Consider the following 17,902-nt stretch of genomic DNA (forward strand, 5'->3'; position numbering starts at 1 on the left):
ACCTCTGAATCTAAAATCCAATATAACACGGATACGGTTGAAAGACAGCCGGCAAAGAGAGCCCTGAACTCAAAATAAAAAGCCGGGAAATGAATTCCCCGGCTTTTTATTTTGATCGAAAGAATTAGGATTCAGTTGTTTCCTCAACGTTATCCTTAATACGGTTAAGTGCCATGGAATAAGCATCATTTCCGTAATTCAAGCAGCGTTTGACCCTGGAAATCGTAGCCGTGCTTGCACCCGTTTCCGTTTCGATTTTATGATAGGTTTTTCCTTCTTCAAGCATGCGGGCTACTTCAAGACGCTGTGCCAGTGATGAAATTTCATTAACTGTGCATAAATCATCAAAAAATCGATAGCATTCGTCCAAATCACGCAAGGAAAGGATCGACTTAAACAGCTGATCCGTTTCTTTTCCTCTTAACTTATCAATTTGCATGTTACTCCCCCTCAATTTCATGGGTATCAAAATGAGACGTCTCCAACTAAACCAGGTTCATCCGGAATAATATTGATCCAAGTTTTCCCTGGAATCAACCCTACTTCTTTATCGTTTTTCACTGGTATAATCCGACCATCCTTATTAACCCATTCTACTTCATTCGCTTTTCCTTTTTGAAGTAAATAACCATTTCCGCCACTTTTCAAGTCGATTTTACGACGCCCTTTATCGTCGATCACTTGATGAGCAGCCTCAATGATCAATATATTATCCAGTAAAATAGGTTTATTCGATTTATGCTCGACTGTTTGCTCTCCGTTCGAATAACGTTTATATTTCTCTTCCGTGGCTTCGTATTCATACTGTACATCATACTCGTCTGATCCGTAGGAAACCTCGGTTTTCAATGCCGGTTCCCCTTGAAGTCCAGCTGCCTCTTCCTTTGTAAGGAAAGCATAATGCTCCGGTGCACCATTCAACTCATATCCCTTTTCCTTCGCGCCTTTTTGGATATCCTCAAAGGAAGTGTAGGAATTATGCGGTGCTTTTCGATCTGCCGAACGTTGAAACAAAGTACCATCATAATATAATCCGTTCAAGTTATCAATATACCCTTTGTCCAGCATGGTTTTTGCCTCGGGGCTGTTTCCATGACAGACATAGATGCAATCAAGGCCTTTTGCCAATTCGATATAATAGTCCCTTGCACTCCGGATCGGACCGATTTGGCTTGGCATTTCACTTTGGAAGATGGCTAAAAATCTGGTTATATCACCTTCTGCGAGCATTTCAAAGACGATATCCGCTTCTGAGAGGCCCGATTGTGGGCGTGCTTCCGGATGGTTATTAATCATCACTGCTGCAGCCCTGCGCTCACTGTCTTCATCGGTGGCTATACCTGTTAGTGGAAACTCATTGGAAGGTTCATTTTTCACATCTGTATTTTTGATGACAGCTTGGTCTTTCGGCTTATTGTCATCCGATGCAGAATCTTCTTTCGTAGAACATCCTGCCAGCAGTAAAATAGCAATAACGATGAAAAGAACTCTCTTTAGGTTCATCTTTCCACTCCTCTGATTTATTAGCCATTTCTTCTCTTATATTTTAACGCATTATAGTAGGAAAGAGTATAGTTTTATTCATTACATCATATACTCCTCGCTGGGTTAGCCTTATATATGGGAGATGGGTTGTCGAAAAGAACGAAAGGGTGTAAACAGGATCGGCGAAGCGATAACCTCTCTCACGCAGTAAATGTTTCAATTCATTTTCTTCTTCTATCAGTTCTGGAACCTCCTTGGTGGACATGACCCCCTTTAATTTCAGAGGAAGTTCATGAATCACCTTGCCTTGTTCCGTTAAAATGATTCCACCGCCGATTTCCTTCAGCCGGTTAAATGCCAAATGCATATCCTTTTTCCTTTTACCGATCAGTATGATGTCACCTGTATTTGTGTAAGAGCCGGCGAAGCCGCATAATTTGTCCGCAAACCCTTTTAATATCGTATTGATGCGCCATTTCCCTTCCCGATCGATAAGCATGAAAAAGCATTCATCATCCTCAAAGTTCAGTTCTTCATGGCCAACATCATTGGCAAGCGAGTACGGTTTTGTAATTACATTATTGACCAATTCAATTCCAAACGGCATGGAAAATTCAAAATCTTCCTTTAAACTAAGATCCCAATCAAGATCGAGTGGTTTAAAATCGAAATCACTCCATTCGATTTCCTGTTTATCCGGAATGATTTCACCATCCCTTTTAACCCATTTCCCTTTTGCCATTACCGAAACCGGTGCGGGTTCCTTTACATCGGTCAGGAAGTTGATGTTCGCTACCCTTCCAGTGGCAATATTGCCATGAAGGTATTCGATATTATAATAACGTGCGATGTTGATAGTTGCCATATTGTATGCATCGATGACCGGAACGCCATGCTCTATCGCTATTTTGATCAAGCAGTCTATGAAACCACCTTCATAAAAGGACGGCGGCGATCCATCTGTCGTATAAAAGAATTTGTCATAATGATCGATGCCCAGTTCATGGATTTCCCGTATCAGCTTTGGTAAATCCGGACGGATCGAAGAATGTCTTAACGATACATAATAGCCCTGCAGCAAGCGCGACATTACCTCATCACCTGTCATTGCCTCATGATCACAATCGGCTCCGAACAAGGTCATTTTTGCTAAAGTCTTCTCTGAAGCACCTGGAAAGTGTCCTTCTATTTTCTTCCTCATTCGCTTGGCTTCCTGAATCCAGTGCAGCATCATGTCATCCCCATCGAGAAGCTTCGGCCATCCAGTCAGTTCCCCGCCCTGTAATACGGCATCATGCTCCAGCCATGATTTAACGGCCCCATGGGAAAAGACCATATCTTCATCGATCAATTCCGTTTGTCCGTCAAAACGGCTCCACCAATACATTGTTACAGGAATGTTACGCAATTCTTTCAAAAGAGAAAACGCTTTCTTTTTATCTAACTGCAATAGAAACGGCAAGTTATCATTGATCAATGTCGTTGTGCCAAAATGAGATGCATAACGTGAAAAAGAAAGGGGATTATATAATTGAGAAGGGTGTGAATGCGGCTCAATATAACCCGGGACCAAGTACTGGTTTGTACAGTCTACCATTTCACAGCGGTCTATATTATCAGGAAGCTTATCGCCGACATATATGATGCGATCATCATATATCCATATATTCGCCTTCACCCATTTTCGTAATGCCTGATTTAAATAAGTCGTATTTTTAAGCAGAATGTGTGGTGCCCTATTGCCATCCAGCACATCTATATGTTCTCTTAGATGTTTATTTTTCCATCTATAGCGCTGTTCAAGCATAAAACATTCCCCCATAAGTTATTAGAAACAGATGTATGAAAAAAACCATTTTCAATCCAATTTTATTTCATAGTAACATACTTACCCCATTAGAACAGTAATGTTATCCAGAATATTGTTAAATTTTTGTGAAGGGATGGACTTTAAATGAAGTTTAAACAAAATATCAGTATAATAAATGCATTAATGCGAATTACCTGTGGTTTTACATTTTTAACATGGGCCATGGCTAAAATGGTGAAAAAACCATGGAAAAACCAATCTTACATAATCGTGGTGATGCTTTCTGCCATGAAAATAGGCGAAGGCATACTCCGCTATTGTCCTGTCGTAGATGCGATGGAAAACGGACAGAACTTGATGAAAAGTGAGCCAAAATATGAAAGTGAATCCAATCAATCTGATTCATATTAAGTTTTTTCTAAAGAAGAAGCTGACTCCGCTTAGAGTCAGCTTCTTTATATTATGATGAAAAATTGTATTTTATTGCTCGGTAGCCAATATCCGTTCGCCAAAATAAACCGTCTTTCTCAATATGCCCTAACTCTTTATATACTTCAGCTTGCGCAGAGGCCAAATCTTTCCCTTTTGCAGCAACCAGAAGTACACGTCCGCCATTCGAGATGAAGTTCCCTTCATTATTGAGAGCCGTTCCAGCATGATAAACATGGGCTTTCGGATCAATCTTTTCCAAGCCTTTAATGATAGATCCCTTTTTATATTCCCCTGGATATCCATCAGCTGCGACGACCACTCCAAGCACGGCTTCTTCATGCCATTCAAGTTGTAAATCCTCTCCAGAAAGAACCGCTTCAAGCGTATCCACGAAGTCTGTTTTTAGGCGCGGTAAAACGACTTGCGTTTCCGGATCGCCAAAACGGGCATTGAACTCAATGACTTTTGTGCCTTTTTCAGTAGCGATCAACCCGGCATATAATATTCCTGTAAAACTCCGATTCTCAGAAATCATCGCATTTACAGTGGGCTTAAGAATCGTTTCGACTGCAGTCTGGATCATTTCATCGGAAATTTGCGGCACCGGTGAGTATGCACCCATTCCACCTGTGTTCGGACCCTGATCTCCATCGAAAACCCGCTTATGATCCTGAGCAATGACCATCGGATACACTTTTTCCCCATTAACGAATGCCATCAATGAAAATTCTTCGCCATCAAGGAATTCCTCAATAACGACTTTGGCAGATGCTTCCCCGAACTTTGCCCCGACAAGCATATCATGGATGGCGTCTAACGCCTCTTCCAGCGTCATAGCAACTACGACACCTTTTCCAGCAGCCAAACCATCCGCTTTTATGACGATGGGTGCACCCATTTTTTCGATATACGCCTTTGCTGAATCATAATCAGAGAATGTTTCATATTCCGCTGTCGGAATGCTATAGTTCTTCATTAAATCTTTAGCAAAGGATTTACTTCCCTCGATGACAGCAGCACGGCCATTAGGGCCAAATACCTGTAATCCTGCCTCCGCAAAATCATCGGCAAGTCCATTCAACAATGGTGTTTCGGGCCCGATCACCGTTAATGCAACTGCATTATTTTTGGCAAAGGCAACCAATTCCCCGTGATTGTTTTCATCAATTGGAACAAGAGTCGCTACATCGGTCATCCCTGGATTTCCCGGTGCTGCAAAAACAGTCCCAACCCGTTTACTTTCAAATAGTTTGCGGGCTATGGCATGCTCCCTGCCGCCCCGGCCAATTACTAGTACATTCATTATCGCACCTCGTTTTTGATTAATGTTTAAAGTGACGAATTCCTGTAAACACCATTGTAATCCCATATTCATCAGCTTTCTTGATCGAATCCTCATCTTTAACAGATCCACCAGGCTGAATGATTGCCGTGACGCCCGCTTTTGCTGCCGCTTCTACAGTATCATCCATTGGGAAGAATGCATCTGATGCCAATGCACTTCCTGTCGCTCTTTCCCCAGCTTGTTCCAGAGCAATTTTTGCAGCTCCCACACGGTTCATTTGACCTGCGCCAACACCTAATGTCATTTGATCGTTACAAACCACTATTGCATTCGACTTGACATGTTTCACGATTTTCCAGCCAAGTTCCATGGCTTTCCACTCTTCAGGTGTAGGCTCACGTTTCGTTGCCACTTTTACCTCTGCATCCTTTAAGCTATGTGCGTCCCGATCTTGAATAAGTAATCCGCCTTCAATGGATGTCAATTTTCGTTCAGGCTTTTTAACCGCGTCAAAATCGATCGTTAATAAACGTAGGTTTTTCTTGCTTGTCAATACTTCCACTGCCTCTTGTGTAAACCCAGGGGCAATGATGATTTCAAGGAAAATTTCATGAAGCTTTTCCGCAGTCGCTTTATCGACTTCACGGTTCAAAGCGATGATCCCACCGAAAATGGAGGTGGCATCTGCCTCATAAGCTTTTTCATATGCTTCCAAAATGGTCGCACCGACACCGACGCCGCAAGGATTCATATGTTTGACTGCAACTGCAGCAGGCTCATTGAATTCTTTAACGATTTGAAGTGCTGCATCAGCATCATTGATGTTGTTGTATGATAGTTCTTTTCCATGTAATTGCTTCGCTTCTGCAATTGAGAAAACGGAACCAAGCGGTTTTTTATAGAATGCGGCTTTTTGATGTGGATTTTCCCCATAACGAAGCGACTGTTTCAATTCATAGGTAACAGTCAATGATTCAGGATTTTCTTCATCGGCAAGCTCTGTCATATACTCTGAAATAACTGCATCATATGCTGCCGTATGACGGAAAACTTTTGCAGCCAGGCGGCGATTCGTGGTTTTTGCTACCCCGCCGTTTTGTTTCAGCTCAGCCAATACGGTAGGATAATCATTGGAATCAACGATAACAGTCACATATTCGTGGTTTTTAGCAGAAGAACGAAGCATTGTCGGTCCACCGATATCGATGTTTTCAATAGCATCTTCCACAGTGACTTCCGGTTTGGAAATAGTCGCTTGGAATGGATATAGGTTTACACAGACAAGTTGAATTGGTTCAATGTTATGCTCAGCAAGCTGTGCTGCGTGACCTTTGTCATCATGTTTTGCCAACACTGCTCCATGGACATTTGGGTGAAGCGTTTTAACACGTCCGTCCAAAATTTCCGGGAAACCGGTGACGTCACTGATTCCAATAACCTCAATACCATTTTCCTGAAGCGTTTTTTTGGTACCGCCTGTAGAAATGATTTCAAAACCTGCTTCAATTAAACCTTGAGCAAATTCTACGATACCTGTTTTATCCGATACACTAATTAATGCGCGTTTCTTCATGTTATGTTGGTCCCTCCATTAAGTAAGTTTCTTGTGGCATAGCTCCTGCAAAACTGATGGATACAAATCATGCTCCATTTCCTGAATCCTTTTCTGAAGGATGTCTTTCGTATCCCCTTCAAGAATTGGCACTGTTTTTTGGGCAATGACCGGTCCTGTGTCCATTCCATCATCAACATAATGAACGGTTACCCCCGTTTCCTTCACTCCGGCATCAAAAGCCTGGCCAATTGCATCCTTGCCTGGAAAACTTGGCAGAAGTGAAGGGTGGATGTTCACAATCCTCTGTGAATACTTTTGTAATAATGTCGGACCGATCAAACGCATATAACCAGCAAGAATGATGAACTCTATCTCATACTGGCGAAGTTTTTCCAGGATTTCCGATTCATATTCAGTCTTGTTGGAGTAATTCTTTGCTGAAAAGGAGAAAGAGTCAATATTCTCAAGCTTTGCTCTCTCAAGCACATATGCGTCTTCACGATCGCAAACGACAAGACAGATTTCCGCCTCCAACTTTCCACTTTTTATTGCTTCAGCAATTGATTGAAAATTACTACCGTTACCTGATGCAAAGACAGCAAGGCGTTTCATTATTTGAACGACACTCCATTTCCATCCACGATCGTTCCAATAATTGAGGCTTCTTCACCGCAAGACTTTAGGTGGGCTAGCACATCCGATGCCACTTCTTTTTTGACGACAGCCGTCATCCCAATACCCATATTGAAGATATTGAACATTTCCTCTTTTACAAGGTTTCCTTTTTCTTCAAGGAATGAAAATATAGTTGGAATTTCCCAGCTTCCAAGCTCGATTTCAACACCGCATCCTTCAGGAAGGATACGCGGAATATTCTCGATGAATCCTCCACCGGTGATATGGGCAAGACCATTAACCTCAAATTTTTCCAACGTCGATAAAACGGACTTCACATAGATTTTCGTCGGTTTTAATAATTCCTCCCCCAACTTGCAATCCAGTTCCGGTACGAAGTCATGAAGCCCCATACCTGAGTCTTCAAGAAGGATCTTACGAACAAGGGAATACCCATTACTGTGTATGCCGCTTGAAGCGAGTCCAATAACGACATCACCAGCAGAGATCGCTTCACCAGTAATCAGACGTGATTTTTCAACGGCACCTACAGTAAAACCTGCCACATCGTATTCTTCCGTCTCATACATGCCCGGCATTTCAGCCGTTTCTCCGCCGATTAAAGCACAGCCCGCCTGCTCACAGCCATCTGCAATTCCTTTGACGATCATTTCAATTCGTTCAGGATCTGCTTTACCGCAGGCAATATAATCTAAAAAGTATAAAGGTGCAGCACCTTGAACGACAACATCATTGACGCACATAGCTACACAATCCACTCCAATTGTATCGTGTTTATCCATCATGAACGCCAACAAAAGTTTTGTACCCACTCCATCCGTACCAGAAATGAGCACAGGTTCTTTAAGGTTCAAGGAAGATAAGTCAAACATGCCGCCGAAACCGCCCAGACCATTCATTACTTCTGGACGAAATGTGCGCTTTACATGTTTCTTCATTCGATTTACCGCTTCATAACCAGCCTCAATATCCACACCAGCCTGTTTATATGCATTAGCCATTTGAAATCCTCCTCCGAAAATCAATCATCATTGCCGACTTGATTAACATTTTGTTTTTTCTCGTTCGTATTCAAAAATTTCAGTCGGATAATTTCCGGTGAAACAAGCTAGGCATGAACCGCGCGTTTCTCCAGGAAACGGTCGTCCAATCGCTTCGACCATACCTTCGACACTTAAAAAAGTTAAGGAATCAGCTTCAATGATTTCCCTTATTTCCTCCACCGATTTTGAGCTTGCAATCAGTTCTTCCTTTTTAGACGTGTCTATGCCATAAAAACATGGATTCTTGATCGGTGGTGAGCTGATTACTACATGCACTTCTTTCGCTCCGGCATCTTTTAACATGCGGACAATCCTTCTGCTCGTTGTTCCACGGACGATTGAATCATCAACCATTATGACCCGCTTGCCTTCCACTACCCCTCTTACAGGTGATAGTTTCATCTTTACGCCTTGTTCACGCAGACTTTGTGATGGCTGAATGAAAGTCCGTCCAACATAACGGTTCTTTATTAAACCCATTTCATAAGGAATGCCTGCAGCTTCAGCATAGCCAATCGCTGCCGAGATGCTCGAATCAGGTACACCTGTAACTACGTCTGCTTCAATTTTGGTTTCGAGTGCCATTTGCTTACCAAGGTTTTTACGTGCCGTATGAACATTGATACCATCAATGTTGCTATCCGGACGGGAAAAATACACGTACTCCATCGTGCACATTGCCTGTTGGCTGGAAAGCGAAAAGTATTCGGATGTGATTCCCTCATCATTAATGACAACCAGTTCTCCCGGCTCAATATCGCGGATGAATTCTGCACCTACAATATCAAGAGCACATGTTTCAGATGCAGCGAAATATGCATCGCCTATTTTCCCCAAGGAAAGTGGACGGAAGCCATGCGGATCTCTTGCCATGATCATTTGGGTTTCGGTCATGATGACAAAGGCATAGGCTCCCTTCAGCATGCTTAAACTGTTCTTCACGGAATCTCTTACATCCGAGTAGCCGGAGCGTTTAATCAGATGTGCCAGAACTTCCGTATCAGAGGTCGTTTGAAAAATGCTTCCTTGTCCTTCAAGCTGTGCTTTTAATTGATGGGCATTGACGATATTCCCATTATGAGCAAGGGCCAGCCCCCCTGTATGAGAATTGAACAGGAAAGGCTGAACATTTTGATACCCGCCGCCGCCTGCCGTTGTATAACGGACATGGCCTATTGCCGCTTTACCGCTACCGGAAAGTGCCTGCATTTTTTCCGCAGTGAATATCTCTGTGACAAGTCCTTCGCCCTTAGAGATGGACATCTGCTCACCATCCGTCACGACGATGCCCGCTCCCTCTTGACCACGATGTTGCAAGCTATGCAAACCGTAGTAAGCAAGCTGCGCTGCATCGGGATGTCCCCAGACTCCAACAACACCACACTCTTCGTTTAGGCTTCTTATTTCAGCAAGCATGGTATGGCTCCCTTCCAAGCTGTTTGTAAATCTTCAACGTCCGCTTCCAACACTTTGCTATCACTTGTTGCTACGACTAATTTATTATCAGCCGTTACTGAGCCTATGCAAATCGCATCTTCAACAAGAGCTTCAAATGACGCTTGATTATCAGGATTGATGGACAGTAAGAATCGTGATTGCGTTTCACTGAATAATTCAGATACAGGTTCCCCGGATATATTCACTTTTGCCCCTAGTTTGCTAGCCCCGAATAAAGATTCAGCTAAAGCCACTGCCAAACCGCCTTCTGAAAGGTCATGGGCTGATGCAACAAGTCCTTTTTGAATTGCCGTCAGAATTTGCTGCTGACGTTTTTGTTCAAGGTCCAAATCAAGTTCTGGAGCGCGTCCAAAGATTTTACCCTCGAGCATTTTCTGTAATTCACTGCCTCCGAATTCAACTTTCGCTTCACCGACCACGTAAATCAAATCGGATTCATTTTTAAATGTTTGTGTTGTGATGTGCTTAAGGTCATTGACTAGACCAACCATTCCAACTACAGGCGTCGGATAAATCGCTTCACCATTCGTTTCATTATAAAGGGAAACATTTCCGCCGATTACAGGAGTACTTAAGCTTCTGCAAGCTTCACTCATACCGTCTGCCGCTTTTTCCAGTTGCCAGAATATTTCTGGTTTTTCTGGATTCCCAAAGTTCAAGCAATCCGTAATCGCTAAAGGTTCCGCACCCGAGCAAATGATGTTACGGGCTGCTTCAGCCACAGCGATTTTGCCGCCTGTTTCAGGATCTAAATAAATAAAGCGGGAGTTACAATCCGTTGTCATGGCAAGGGCTTTATTCGTACCACGTACACGCACTACCGCTGCATCCGATCCAGGTGAGACGACTGTATTCGTGCGGACCATGTAATCATACTGGTCGTAGACCCATTCCTTACTCGAAATTGTCGGTTGCTTCAATAGTGATACCAATGTTTCTTTATAATCTTCAATGACTGGCACTTCTGCCGTCATGCTTTGGAAGTCACGGAAATATTGCGGCTCTGCAGATGGCTTGTGATAAATAGGAGCTTCTTCAGCTAATGCATCAACCGGAACCTCAGCAACGATTTCACCTTGATGGGAAAGGGTTAGGTTTTTATCATCCGTCACTACACCAACAGCAACCGCTTCTAGGTCATATTTCGTAAACAAGTCGACGATTTCCTGTTCGCGTCCTTTAGTGACAACGATCAGCATCCGCTCTTGTGATTCAGATAGCATCATTTCATATGCTGTCATTCCCGTTTCACGCTGCGGTACCAAATCCAGGTTCATTTTTATTCCTGAGCCAGCTTTGCTCGCCATCTCGGCAGATGAGCTTGTAAGACCTGCTGCTCCCATATCCTGAATGCCAACAAGGGCATCATTTTGAATCAATTCCAGGCATGCTTCCAAAAGCAGCTTCTCCATGAATGGATCGCCTACTTGTACGGCAGGCCGTTTCTCTTCCGAAGACTCTGATAGCTCTTCAGATGCAAATGTTGCTCCATGAATACCATCACGTCCAGTTTTGGCACCCACATACATCACTGTGTTGCCCACTCCATGCGCTTGGCCTTTTTTAATGTCCTTATGATCGATCAAACCGACACACATTGCATTGACAAGAGGATTTCCTTCATACGATGGATCAAATTGAATTTCTCCGCCGACAGTTGGAATTCCGATACAATTCCCGTATCCTGCAATCCCTGCAACCACTTCTTTAAATAGATATTTCACACGATCATTGTCTAGCTCACCGAAGCGAAGCGAGTTCAACATCGCAATCGGACGGGCTCCCATGGAGAAAACATCACGGATAATTCCGCCGACACCGGTAGCAGCACCTTGATAAGGCTCTATTGCCGAAGGGTGGTTATGACTTTCAATTTTAAAAACGACAGCCTGATCGTCACCGATATCAACGATACCTGCTCCTTCACCAGGACCTTGTAGCACTTTCTCCCCTGTAATCGGGAATTTCCTTAAGATGGGTTTTGAATTTTTGTAGGAACAATGCTCTGACCACATAACCGAAAACAATCCAGTTTCCGTATAATTCGGCAGTCTGCCTAAGATTTTCTCCACCATTGCAAATTCATCATCGGATAGTCCCATTGTTGCGTACAATCGATCCGATTTAATTTTTTCCGGACTTGGTTCAAGCTGTAATAACATGTGATTCCCTCCAGTTTTTTACGATGGATTGAAAAATCTTTAAGCCGTCTTTACTGCCAAGCAGCGAATCAACAGCACGTTCGGGATGAGGCATCATTCCGAGGACATTTCCTTGTTCATTTGTAATTCCCGCTATTTGCTCCAAGCTTCCGTTTGGATTTTCACCATCATACGTGAACAAGATGCGGTTATTTTGTTTTAATTCAGCCAATGTCTCATCATCGCAGTAGTAATTCCCTTCACCATGTGCAACAGGGATCGTAATCGTTTCATTTAATTCATATCCTGTCGTGAACATCGATTGGTTATTTTCAACCTTCAGTCCTACATTGCGGCAAATGAATTTCAAGCCTTCATTACGGCGCATCGCACCAGGTAAAAGTCCTGCTTCAAGTAAAATCTGAAAACCATTGCAGACACCCAATACAGGCTTTCCTGCTTGTGCCGCTTTTACGACTTCTGCCATTACATTCGAAAATCTTGCAATTGCTCCAGAGCGTAAATAGTCTCCATAAGAGAAACCTCCAGGAAGAAGAATCCCATCATACTGATCTAGATTGTCTGTAGAGTGCCAAACATACTCCACTTCTTCCCCCAGTGCATCCTTTATCGCATGGTACATATCGACATCACAATTGGAACCAGGGAAAACTATGACAGCAAATTTCATTGGGTGATAACCTCCTCAACATCATAGCGGTAAGCTTCAATTACCGTATTGGCCAATAGTTTTTCACACATTTCCTTTACAAGTTGATCTAAATCACGATCCGTATCCTTAATTGTAAGTTCAATGTATTTCCCCACTCGAACATCACTGACTTCGTTATAAGTCAAGCTATGAAGTGATTGTTGCACTGCTGCTCCCTGTGGATCTAGTACACTTTCGCGTAGTGTGATATATACTTTAACCTTATACATGTTGAGTGCCCTCCAACTTTGCTAGTATTTTTTCATAAGCATCTGTTAAACTTCCTAAATCACGGCGGAATACATCTTTGTCTAACTTTTCGTTTGTTTTAATATCCCATAATCGGCAGGTATCAGGTGAAATTTCATCTGCCAGCAGAATGTCTCCATTCGGGGTTTTACCAAACTCTAATTTAAAATCAATCAATTTAATGTCTAACTCTTTAAAGAAGGAAGTTAAGACGATACTGATTTCTTCTGCCTTTTCTTTTAAAATCGCTACATCTTCCTTGCTTGCAAGTTCCAATTCTTCAATATGGTCTTCCGTTAACAGAGGATCGCCGAGTTCGTCATCTTTATAGTAAAACTCAATCAGCGTTTTCTTGAGCGGCTGGCCTTCTTCAATGCCAGTTCTTTTAGAAAAACTGCCGGCAGCCGTATTTCTGACAACGACTTCAAGTGGAATGATGGATACCCTCTTGACTAGCTGCTCCCGGTCGGAAAGCATTTCAATAAAATGGGATGGGATATTCTCTTGGGCAAGCTTTGAAAATAGTAAGCTAGTAATTTGATTATTCAACTTACCTTTTCCGGCAATCTCTGACTTCTTCTCACCATTAAACGCTGTTGCCGAATCCTTGTATTCCACCCAAACTATTTCACTGTTGTCCGTTGCAAAAATCTGTTTCGCTTTTCCTTCATACAACAATTCTCGTTTTTCCATCTGTCCAGACCCCCACATTGTGAATATTATGAATCTTCCTGCCATTGATCAGGCTTGGCAAACATATCACCGTTTAGAGGTGCCATGTTTGCCGCCTTCACTTTTATAAACCTAAACGATCAAAGATTACATCAACATTTTTCAGGTGATGTGTAGGATCGAAACAATCATCAAGTTCTTCTTTCGTAAGCAAGCTTGTGATTTTATCATCCTTTTCGATCAAGCTTCTGAATGGAACCTGAAGCTCCCATGCTTCCATCGCTTTTGGCTGAACCGTATCATAAGCTTCTTCACGGACAAGTCCTTTATCGATAAGGGAAAGCAGTACACGTTGTGAGAAAATCAATCCAAGCGTACGGTCCATATTGCGTTTCATATTTTCTGGATAAACGGTCAAGTTCTTCACTATGTTGCTGAAACGGTTCAGCATGTAGTTTAATGCGATCGTTGCATCCGGCAAGATGATGCGCTCAGCAGAAGAATGCGAAATGTCACGTTCATGCCATAATGGCACATTCTCATATGCTGTCATCATGTAACCGCGGATTACACGAGCCATACCCGTCATATTTTCAGAACCGATTGGATTCCGTTTATGAGGCATTGCCGAAGATCCTTTTTGTCCTTTTGCAAAGAATTCTTCCACTTCGCGTGTTTCACTTTTTTGCAAGCCGCGAATTTCAACTGCGAATTTTTCAATTGATGTCGCAATTAAAGCCAATGTGCTCATATAATGTGCGTGACGATCGCGCTGCAATGTTTGTGTTGAAATTGGTGCTGCTTCAAGGCCAAGCTTTTCACAAACGAATTTTTCAACGAACGGGTCGATGTTTGCGTAAGTTCCGACAGCTCCAGAGATTTTCCCAACCTCAATGTTCTTTCTAGCTTCTTCAAAACGTTCTACATTTCGCTTCATTTCTTGATACCAAAGAGCCAGTTTCAACCCAAAAGTGGTCGGTTCAGCATGAACTCCATGTGTACGTCCCATTTGAACCGTATATTTATGTTCTTTCGCTTTATTTTTCAGGATCTCCACGAAGTTATTTAAATCCTTGGCAAGTATCTCATTCGCTTGCTTTATCACATATGAAAGAGCTGTATCCACCACATCAGTGGAAGTCAGTCCGTAATGGACCCATTTCCGTTCTTCTCCCAATGTTTCAGAAACCGCACGTGTAAAAGCAACAACATCGTGGCGTGTATCTTTTTCGATTTCATTGATACGGTCTACATCGAATGTAGCATTTTCACGAAGAAGCTTCACATCTTCTTTAGGAATGACACCTAGCTCAGACCATGCTTCACAAGCTAAGATTTCAACTTCCAACCACGCATTAAAGCGGTTCTTTTCTGTCCAAATGTTTCCCATCTCTGGGCGGGTATAACGTTCAATCATTTTACTTCCTCCGTTTCAACCTGTTGATTCCATATTTTGCTTCGATCACTTTCCAAAAGAGCTTCCTCAATCGTTGGACGTAAAATATTCACATGACCCATTTTCCGCTTAAGCTTGGCTTCTTTCTTACCGTAAAGGTGAACCTTCCAATCTGAAAGCGTCGGAATTTCATCCATTAAGGGCTCGATATGCTCACCAAGGATGTTTATCATTACCACAGGCTTCAATAACTCCGTATTGCCGAGCGGCCAATTGCAGACAGCCCTTATATGCTGTTCGAACTGTGAAGTTTCACATGCTTCCATTGTATAATGGCCTGAGTTATGAGGTCTTGGCGCTAATTCATTAATGATGATATCATCCTGAGCGGTTAAAAACATCTCGACCGCCAATGTCCCCACCAAATCAAGTTTCTCTGCAAGCTGCAAAGCTTCATTAATAGCTTTCCGTTCAGCTTGTTGACTAATACGGGCGGGAACAATGCTTTTATGAAGAATGTTTTCAACATGAATGTTTTCCGCAATCGGAAAATGACTTGTCTCGCCATCTGCCTTACGCGTCACGATAATGGATATTTCTTTTACGAAAGGAATCCAGGCTTCCAGCACACATATACCTGTTTTGAGCAGGGATTCAGCCTTTTTGATGTCGGCTTCTTCCTTAATGACCAACTGCCCTTTTCCATCATAACCGCCCCGCGTCGTTTTTAACACACTAGGGTACCCTAATTTCTCTATATGAAGGTGAATTTCTGAAATATCCTGTATTTCCTGATATGGAGCAACGGAAGCTCCTGCATCAGATATGGCTTTTTTTTCAGTCAGTCTATCCTGTGTCAGCTTTAATAATTCTGAGCCCTGTGGAAGAAATGCATGTTGCTTTAACCAATCCAGTGCTTCTGAACTGATATTTTCAAACTCGTATGTTATGACGTCACTGACCTCAGCCAACCTTTTCAATGCTTCGATATCATCATAAGCACCAGTGATTTCAATATCCGCCACTTGAGCACATGGACCTTCTGCTGTCGGCTCAAGGACCGCTATCTTAAAGCCAGATGCCTTAGCCGATAAGGCCATCATCCTGCCCAATTGTCCTCCGCCGATTATTCCAATGGTCTGTCCCGGTAAAATGATTGTATTATTTAAGTTGTTCACTGCTCTGTAACACCTTTTCTCTGGTTTCGTTTCGTAAAGCCTCTAACCTATCGGCAATGTCAGAATCAAAAGCTGCTAATATTTGAGCCGCAAACAAACCGGCATTGACTGCGCCCGCTTTTCCGATCGCAACCGTTGCAACCGGTACGCCACCAGGCATTTGAACAATCGATAATAACGAATCCATCCCATTTAATGCCTTCGACTGTATTGGAACGCCTATCACAGGGACAATCGTTTTAGCGGCTGTCATACCTGGAAGATGTGCAGCCCCGCCTGCTCCGGCAATAATCACTTTAATATCTCTATCTTTTGCACTCTCTGCATATTCAAATAGTAAATCCGGCGTCCGGTGGGCGGAAACGACTCTTTTTTCATAGGGAATCTCAAGTTGTTCCAATGATTCACAAGCGTATTTCATCGTTTCCCAATCCGAGACACTTCCCATAATAACCCCTACTTGCGGTTTCATATCATCTTTCCCTCCAACACTCATATTATGGCGTCCCGGGTATGCAGACGGACGCTTATCATTTTTATCTATAACATGTAAATTAAAAAACCGGACAGGTTGCTTCCTCATCGAGAAAGCAACCTGTCCGGAAAAGAAAGCCCTTTTGAAAAAACAAAAAGACTTGGCTAGTTTCCGAAATAGTCAGATGCTTTTCTCATAGTCCGATGATTTACGGTCATCAGGTAGAAACTTTTGGGCCATATCCCCATGATTATATGAGATGTATTAATGTAACTTCATCTTACCTTCCGGCCATTTTAATGTCAAGTTAAAATCGAATATTTTTACATGATATTAATTTATCGTTCGTGTTTTACTCAATTAATTTTGCTTCGAATACAATTTTTCGATCAACTGGCACATAATGGACCTTGCCATTCTCGATTCTCTCGGCAAAGATGGGCTCTTCCGTTCTCCTTACAGGAAAGTACCCCGCCGCTTTAATTCGATCTAAACATGCATCAATTGTCTCGCCCTCGATAACTTCAAACTTTTCCTTACTCTTTTTACCCACAATACCGATTCCTTCCATAATTCTATTTTTTCTGTCTTCTTCTTCAGCATCCAACTTGCATTATTAAAATTATTAAATTCTTCACAGTATAATGAAAAGAACAAGTAAAGACAAGTTACATTTCAAAAAAGAGGATTACATTATAATGGAAATTCCATAATGCCTAAGATTATGATATCCCTGTCTTCCGTAAAAGCACCTGCACCCATAAATTATACATCTCCTTCAATATCCTACCCTTCTTCCCCTCTCAATTACCATAGCCTTATTCATAAAATTAACCTCTGCTCCATATTCGTATCTTGCTCTCGCGAATTATTTCAATTCAAGTAAGACCTATTTTAAAAGTCAGCTTTTGTAATTTGAGAGGATTTAACGCAGGTCGATTTATTTCATTTTAGGTCGAAAGGTTAGGCTTCAGGTTGATTAGATGTAATTTACGTCACTCCTCCCTGAAAGCCGAAAATATTGCAATACAAAAAAAGACCAGCCGGATGGCGGATCTTTTTTAAATGGCTTGGCGGCGTCCTACTCTCACAGGGGGAAACCCCCAACTACCATCGGCGCTGAAGAGCTTAACTGCCGTGTTCGGAATGGGAACGGGTGTGACCTCTTCGCTATCGCCACCAAACATATAAGGAACGTTGTTCCTTCAAAACTAGATAATAAGAAGGTATTTCATTTTTTAAAAAGCGTTGGTTAAGTCCTCGATCTATTAGTATCAGTCAGCTCCACATGTCGCCACGCTTCCACCTCTGACCTATCAACCTGATCATCTTTCAGGGATCTTACTAGCTTGCGCCATGGGAAATCTCATCTTGA

The 17,902-nt window shown here is 42.5% G+C and carries 17 protein-coding genes, 2 rRNA genes and 1 riboswitch; of the genes, 1 reads left to right on the forward strand and 18 read right to left on the reverse strand.

Features of this window, described 5'->3' with window-relative positions; translation table 11 throughout:
* Window positions 1-124: 124 nt before the first annotated feature.
* From LQ188_RS20120 to LQ188_RS20130, 3 genes are read right to left on the reverse strand one after another with little or no spacing between them, the layout of a single operon-like run.
* Entirely contained in the window at window positions 125-439 is a 315-nt protein-coding gene (locus tag LQ188_RS20120) for a YerC/YecD family TrpR-related protein (RefSeq protein ID WP_034306094.1), read from the reverse strand.
* 26 nt (window positions 440-465) lie between these two features.
* Window positions 466-1,503: a DUF3048 domain-containing protein gene (locus tag LQ188_RS20125; RefSeq protein WP_101225017.1), complete on the reverse strand. Its 1,038-nt coding sequence runs from the start codon at window positions 1,501-1,503 to the stop codon at window positions 466-468.
* Window positions 1,504-1,546: 43 nt separating this feature from the next.
* Entirely contained in the window at window positions 1,547-3,292 is a 1,746-nt protein-coding gene (locus LQ188_RS20130) for an adenine deaminase C-terminal domain-containing protein (RefSeq protein WP_101225018.1), read from the reverse strand.
* A 147-nt stretch (window positions 3,293-3,439) separates the two neighbouring features.
* Between LQ188_RS20130 and LQ188_RS20135 the strand changes: the two genes are divergently transcribed.
* Entirely contained in the window at window positions 3,440-3,706 is a 267-nt protein-coding gene (locus tag LQ188_RS20135; protein ID WP_101225019.1) for a YgaP-like transmembrane domain, read from the forward strand.
* A 49-nt stretch (window positions 3,707-3,755) separates the two neighbouring features.
* On the opposite strand, the gene purD is transcribed toward LQ188_RS20135, so the two are convergent.
* The 15 genes from purD to LQ188_RS20210 form a co-directional block, all read right to left on the reverse strand.
* Window positions 3,756-5,030 (reverse strand): phosphoribosylamine--glycine ligase, encoded by a 1,275-nt coding sequence (gene purD / locus LQ188_RS20140; protein ID WP_230177954.1) that lies wholly within the window; start codon window positions 5,028-5,030, stop codon window positions 3,756-3,758.
* Between the two features lie 19 nt (window positions 5,031-5,049).
* On the reverse strand, window positions 5,050-6,585 hold the full coding sequence (gene purH / locus LQ188_RS20145) for a bifunctional phosphoribosylaminoimidazolecarboxamide formyltransferase/IMP cyclohydrolase (protein WP_230177955.1): 1,536 nt from the start codon (window positions 6,583-6,585) through the stop codon (window positions 5,050-5,052).
* Between the two features lie 18 nt (window positions 6,586-6,603).
* On the reverse strand, window positions 6,604-7,179 hold the full coding sequence (gene purN, locus LQ188_RS20150; RefSeq protein WP_101225021.1) for a phosphoribosylglycinamide formyltransferase: 576 nt from the start codon (window positions 7,177-7,179) through the stop codon (window positions 6,604-6,606).
* Window positions 7,179-8,204 (reverse strand): phosphoribosylformylglycinamidine cyclo-ligase, encoded by a 1,026-nt coding sequence (purM, locus tag LQ188_RS20155; RefSeq protein WP_034306111.1) that lies wholly within the window; start codon window positions 8,202-8,204, stop codon window positions 7,179-7,181. Before purM ends, purN begins: the two co-directional genes overlap by 1 nt.
* Window positions 8,205-8,246: 42 nt before the next feature.
* Window positions 8,247-9,662 carry an amidophosphoribosyltransferase gene (purF, locus tag LQ188_RS20160; protein ID WP_048680621.1) on the reverse strand — a complete coding sequence of 472 codons (1,416 nt, stop codon included), beginning with the start codon at window positions 9,660-9,662 and terminating at the stop codon, window positions 8,247-8,249.
* A complete protein-coding gene (gene purL, locus LQ188_RS20165; RefSeq protein ID WP_101225022.1) occupies window positions 9,647-11,866 on the reverse strand; it encodes a phosphoribosylformylglycinamidine synthase subunit PurL in 2,220 nt (739 codons plus the stop codon). Before purL ends, purF begins: the two co-directional genes overlap by 16 nt.
* Window positions 11,850-12,536 (reverse strand): phosphoribosylformylglycinamidine synthase subunit PurQ, encoded by a 687-nt coding sequence (gene purQ, locus LQ188_RS20170; protein ID WP_048680628.1) that lies wholly within the window; start codon window positions 12,534-12,536, stop codon window positions 11,850-11,852. Before purQ ends, purL begins: the two co-directional genes overlap by 17 nt.
* Window positions 12,533-12,787 carry a phosphoribosylformylglycinamidine synthase subunit PurS gene (gene purS / locus LQ188_RS20175; RefSeq protein WP_034306118.1) on the reverse strand — a complete coding sequence of 85 codons (255 nt, stop codon included), beginning with the start codon at window positions 12,785-12,787 and terminating at the stop codon, window positions 12,533-12,535. Before purS ends, purQ begins: the two co-directional genes overlap by 4 nt.
* The gene (purC, locus tag LQ188_RS20180) at window positions 12,780-13,499 is read right to left on the reverse strand and encodes a phosphoribosylaminoimidazolesuccinocarboxamide synthase (RefSeq protein WP_101225023.1); all 720 of its coding nucleotides are present in this window, start codon (window positions 13,497-13,499) and stop codon (window positions 12,780-12,782) included. Before purC ends, purS begins: the two co-directional genes overlap by 8 nt.
* 103 nt (window positions 13,500-13,602) lie before the next feature.
* Window positions 13,603-14,895: an adenylosuccinate lyase gene (gene purB, locus LQ188_RS20185; protein WP_034306123.1), complete on the reverse strand. Its 1,293-nt coding sequence runs from the start codon at window positions 14,893-14,895 to the stop codon at window positions 13,603-13,605.
* A complete protein-coding gene (gene purK / locus LQ188_RS20190; RefSeq protein WP_230177956.1) occupies window positions 14,892-16,052 on the reverse strand; it encodes a 5-(carboxyamino)imidazole ribonucleotide synthase in 1,161 nt (386 codons plus the stop codon). Before purK ends, purB begins: the two co-directional genes overlap by 4 nt.
* Window positions 16,036-16,524 carry a 5-(carboxyamino)imidazole ribonucleotide mutase gene (gene purE, locus LQ188_RS20195; protein ID WP_076372819.1) on the reverse strand — a complete coding sequence of 163 codons (489 nt, stop codon included), beginning with the start codon at window positions 16,522-16,524 and terminating at the stop codon, window positions 16,036-16,038. Before purE ends, purK begins: the two co-directional genes overlap by 17 nt.
* A 179-nt stretch (window positions 16,525-16,703) precedes the next feature.
* A riboswitch (purine riboswitch) is annotated at window positions 16,704-16,805 on the reverse strand.
* Window positions 16,806-16,879: 74 nt separating this feature from the next.
* Window positions 16,880-17,080, reverse strand: coding sequence for an NETI motif-containing protein (locus LQ188_RS20200; protein WP_101225051.1), 201 nt, complete (start codon window positions 17,078-17,080; stop codon window positions 16,880-16,882).
* Window positions 17,081-17,595: 515 nt separating this feature from the next.
* Window positions 17,596-17,711 (reverse strand): 5S ribosomal RNA (gene rrf, locus LQ188_RS20205).
* A 64-nt stretch (window positions 17,712-17,775) separates the two neighbouring features.
* Window positions 17,776-17,902, reverse strand: a 23S ribosomal RNA gene (locus tag LQ188_RS20210); the annotation flags it as partial.

Source organism: Peribacillus sp. Bi134 (assembly GCF_918698065.1).
GTDB lineage: Bacteria > Bacillota > Bacilli > Bacillales > DSM-1321 > Peribacillus.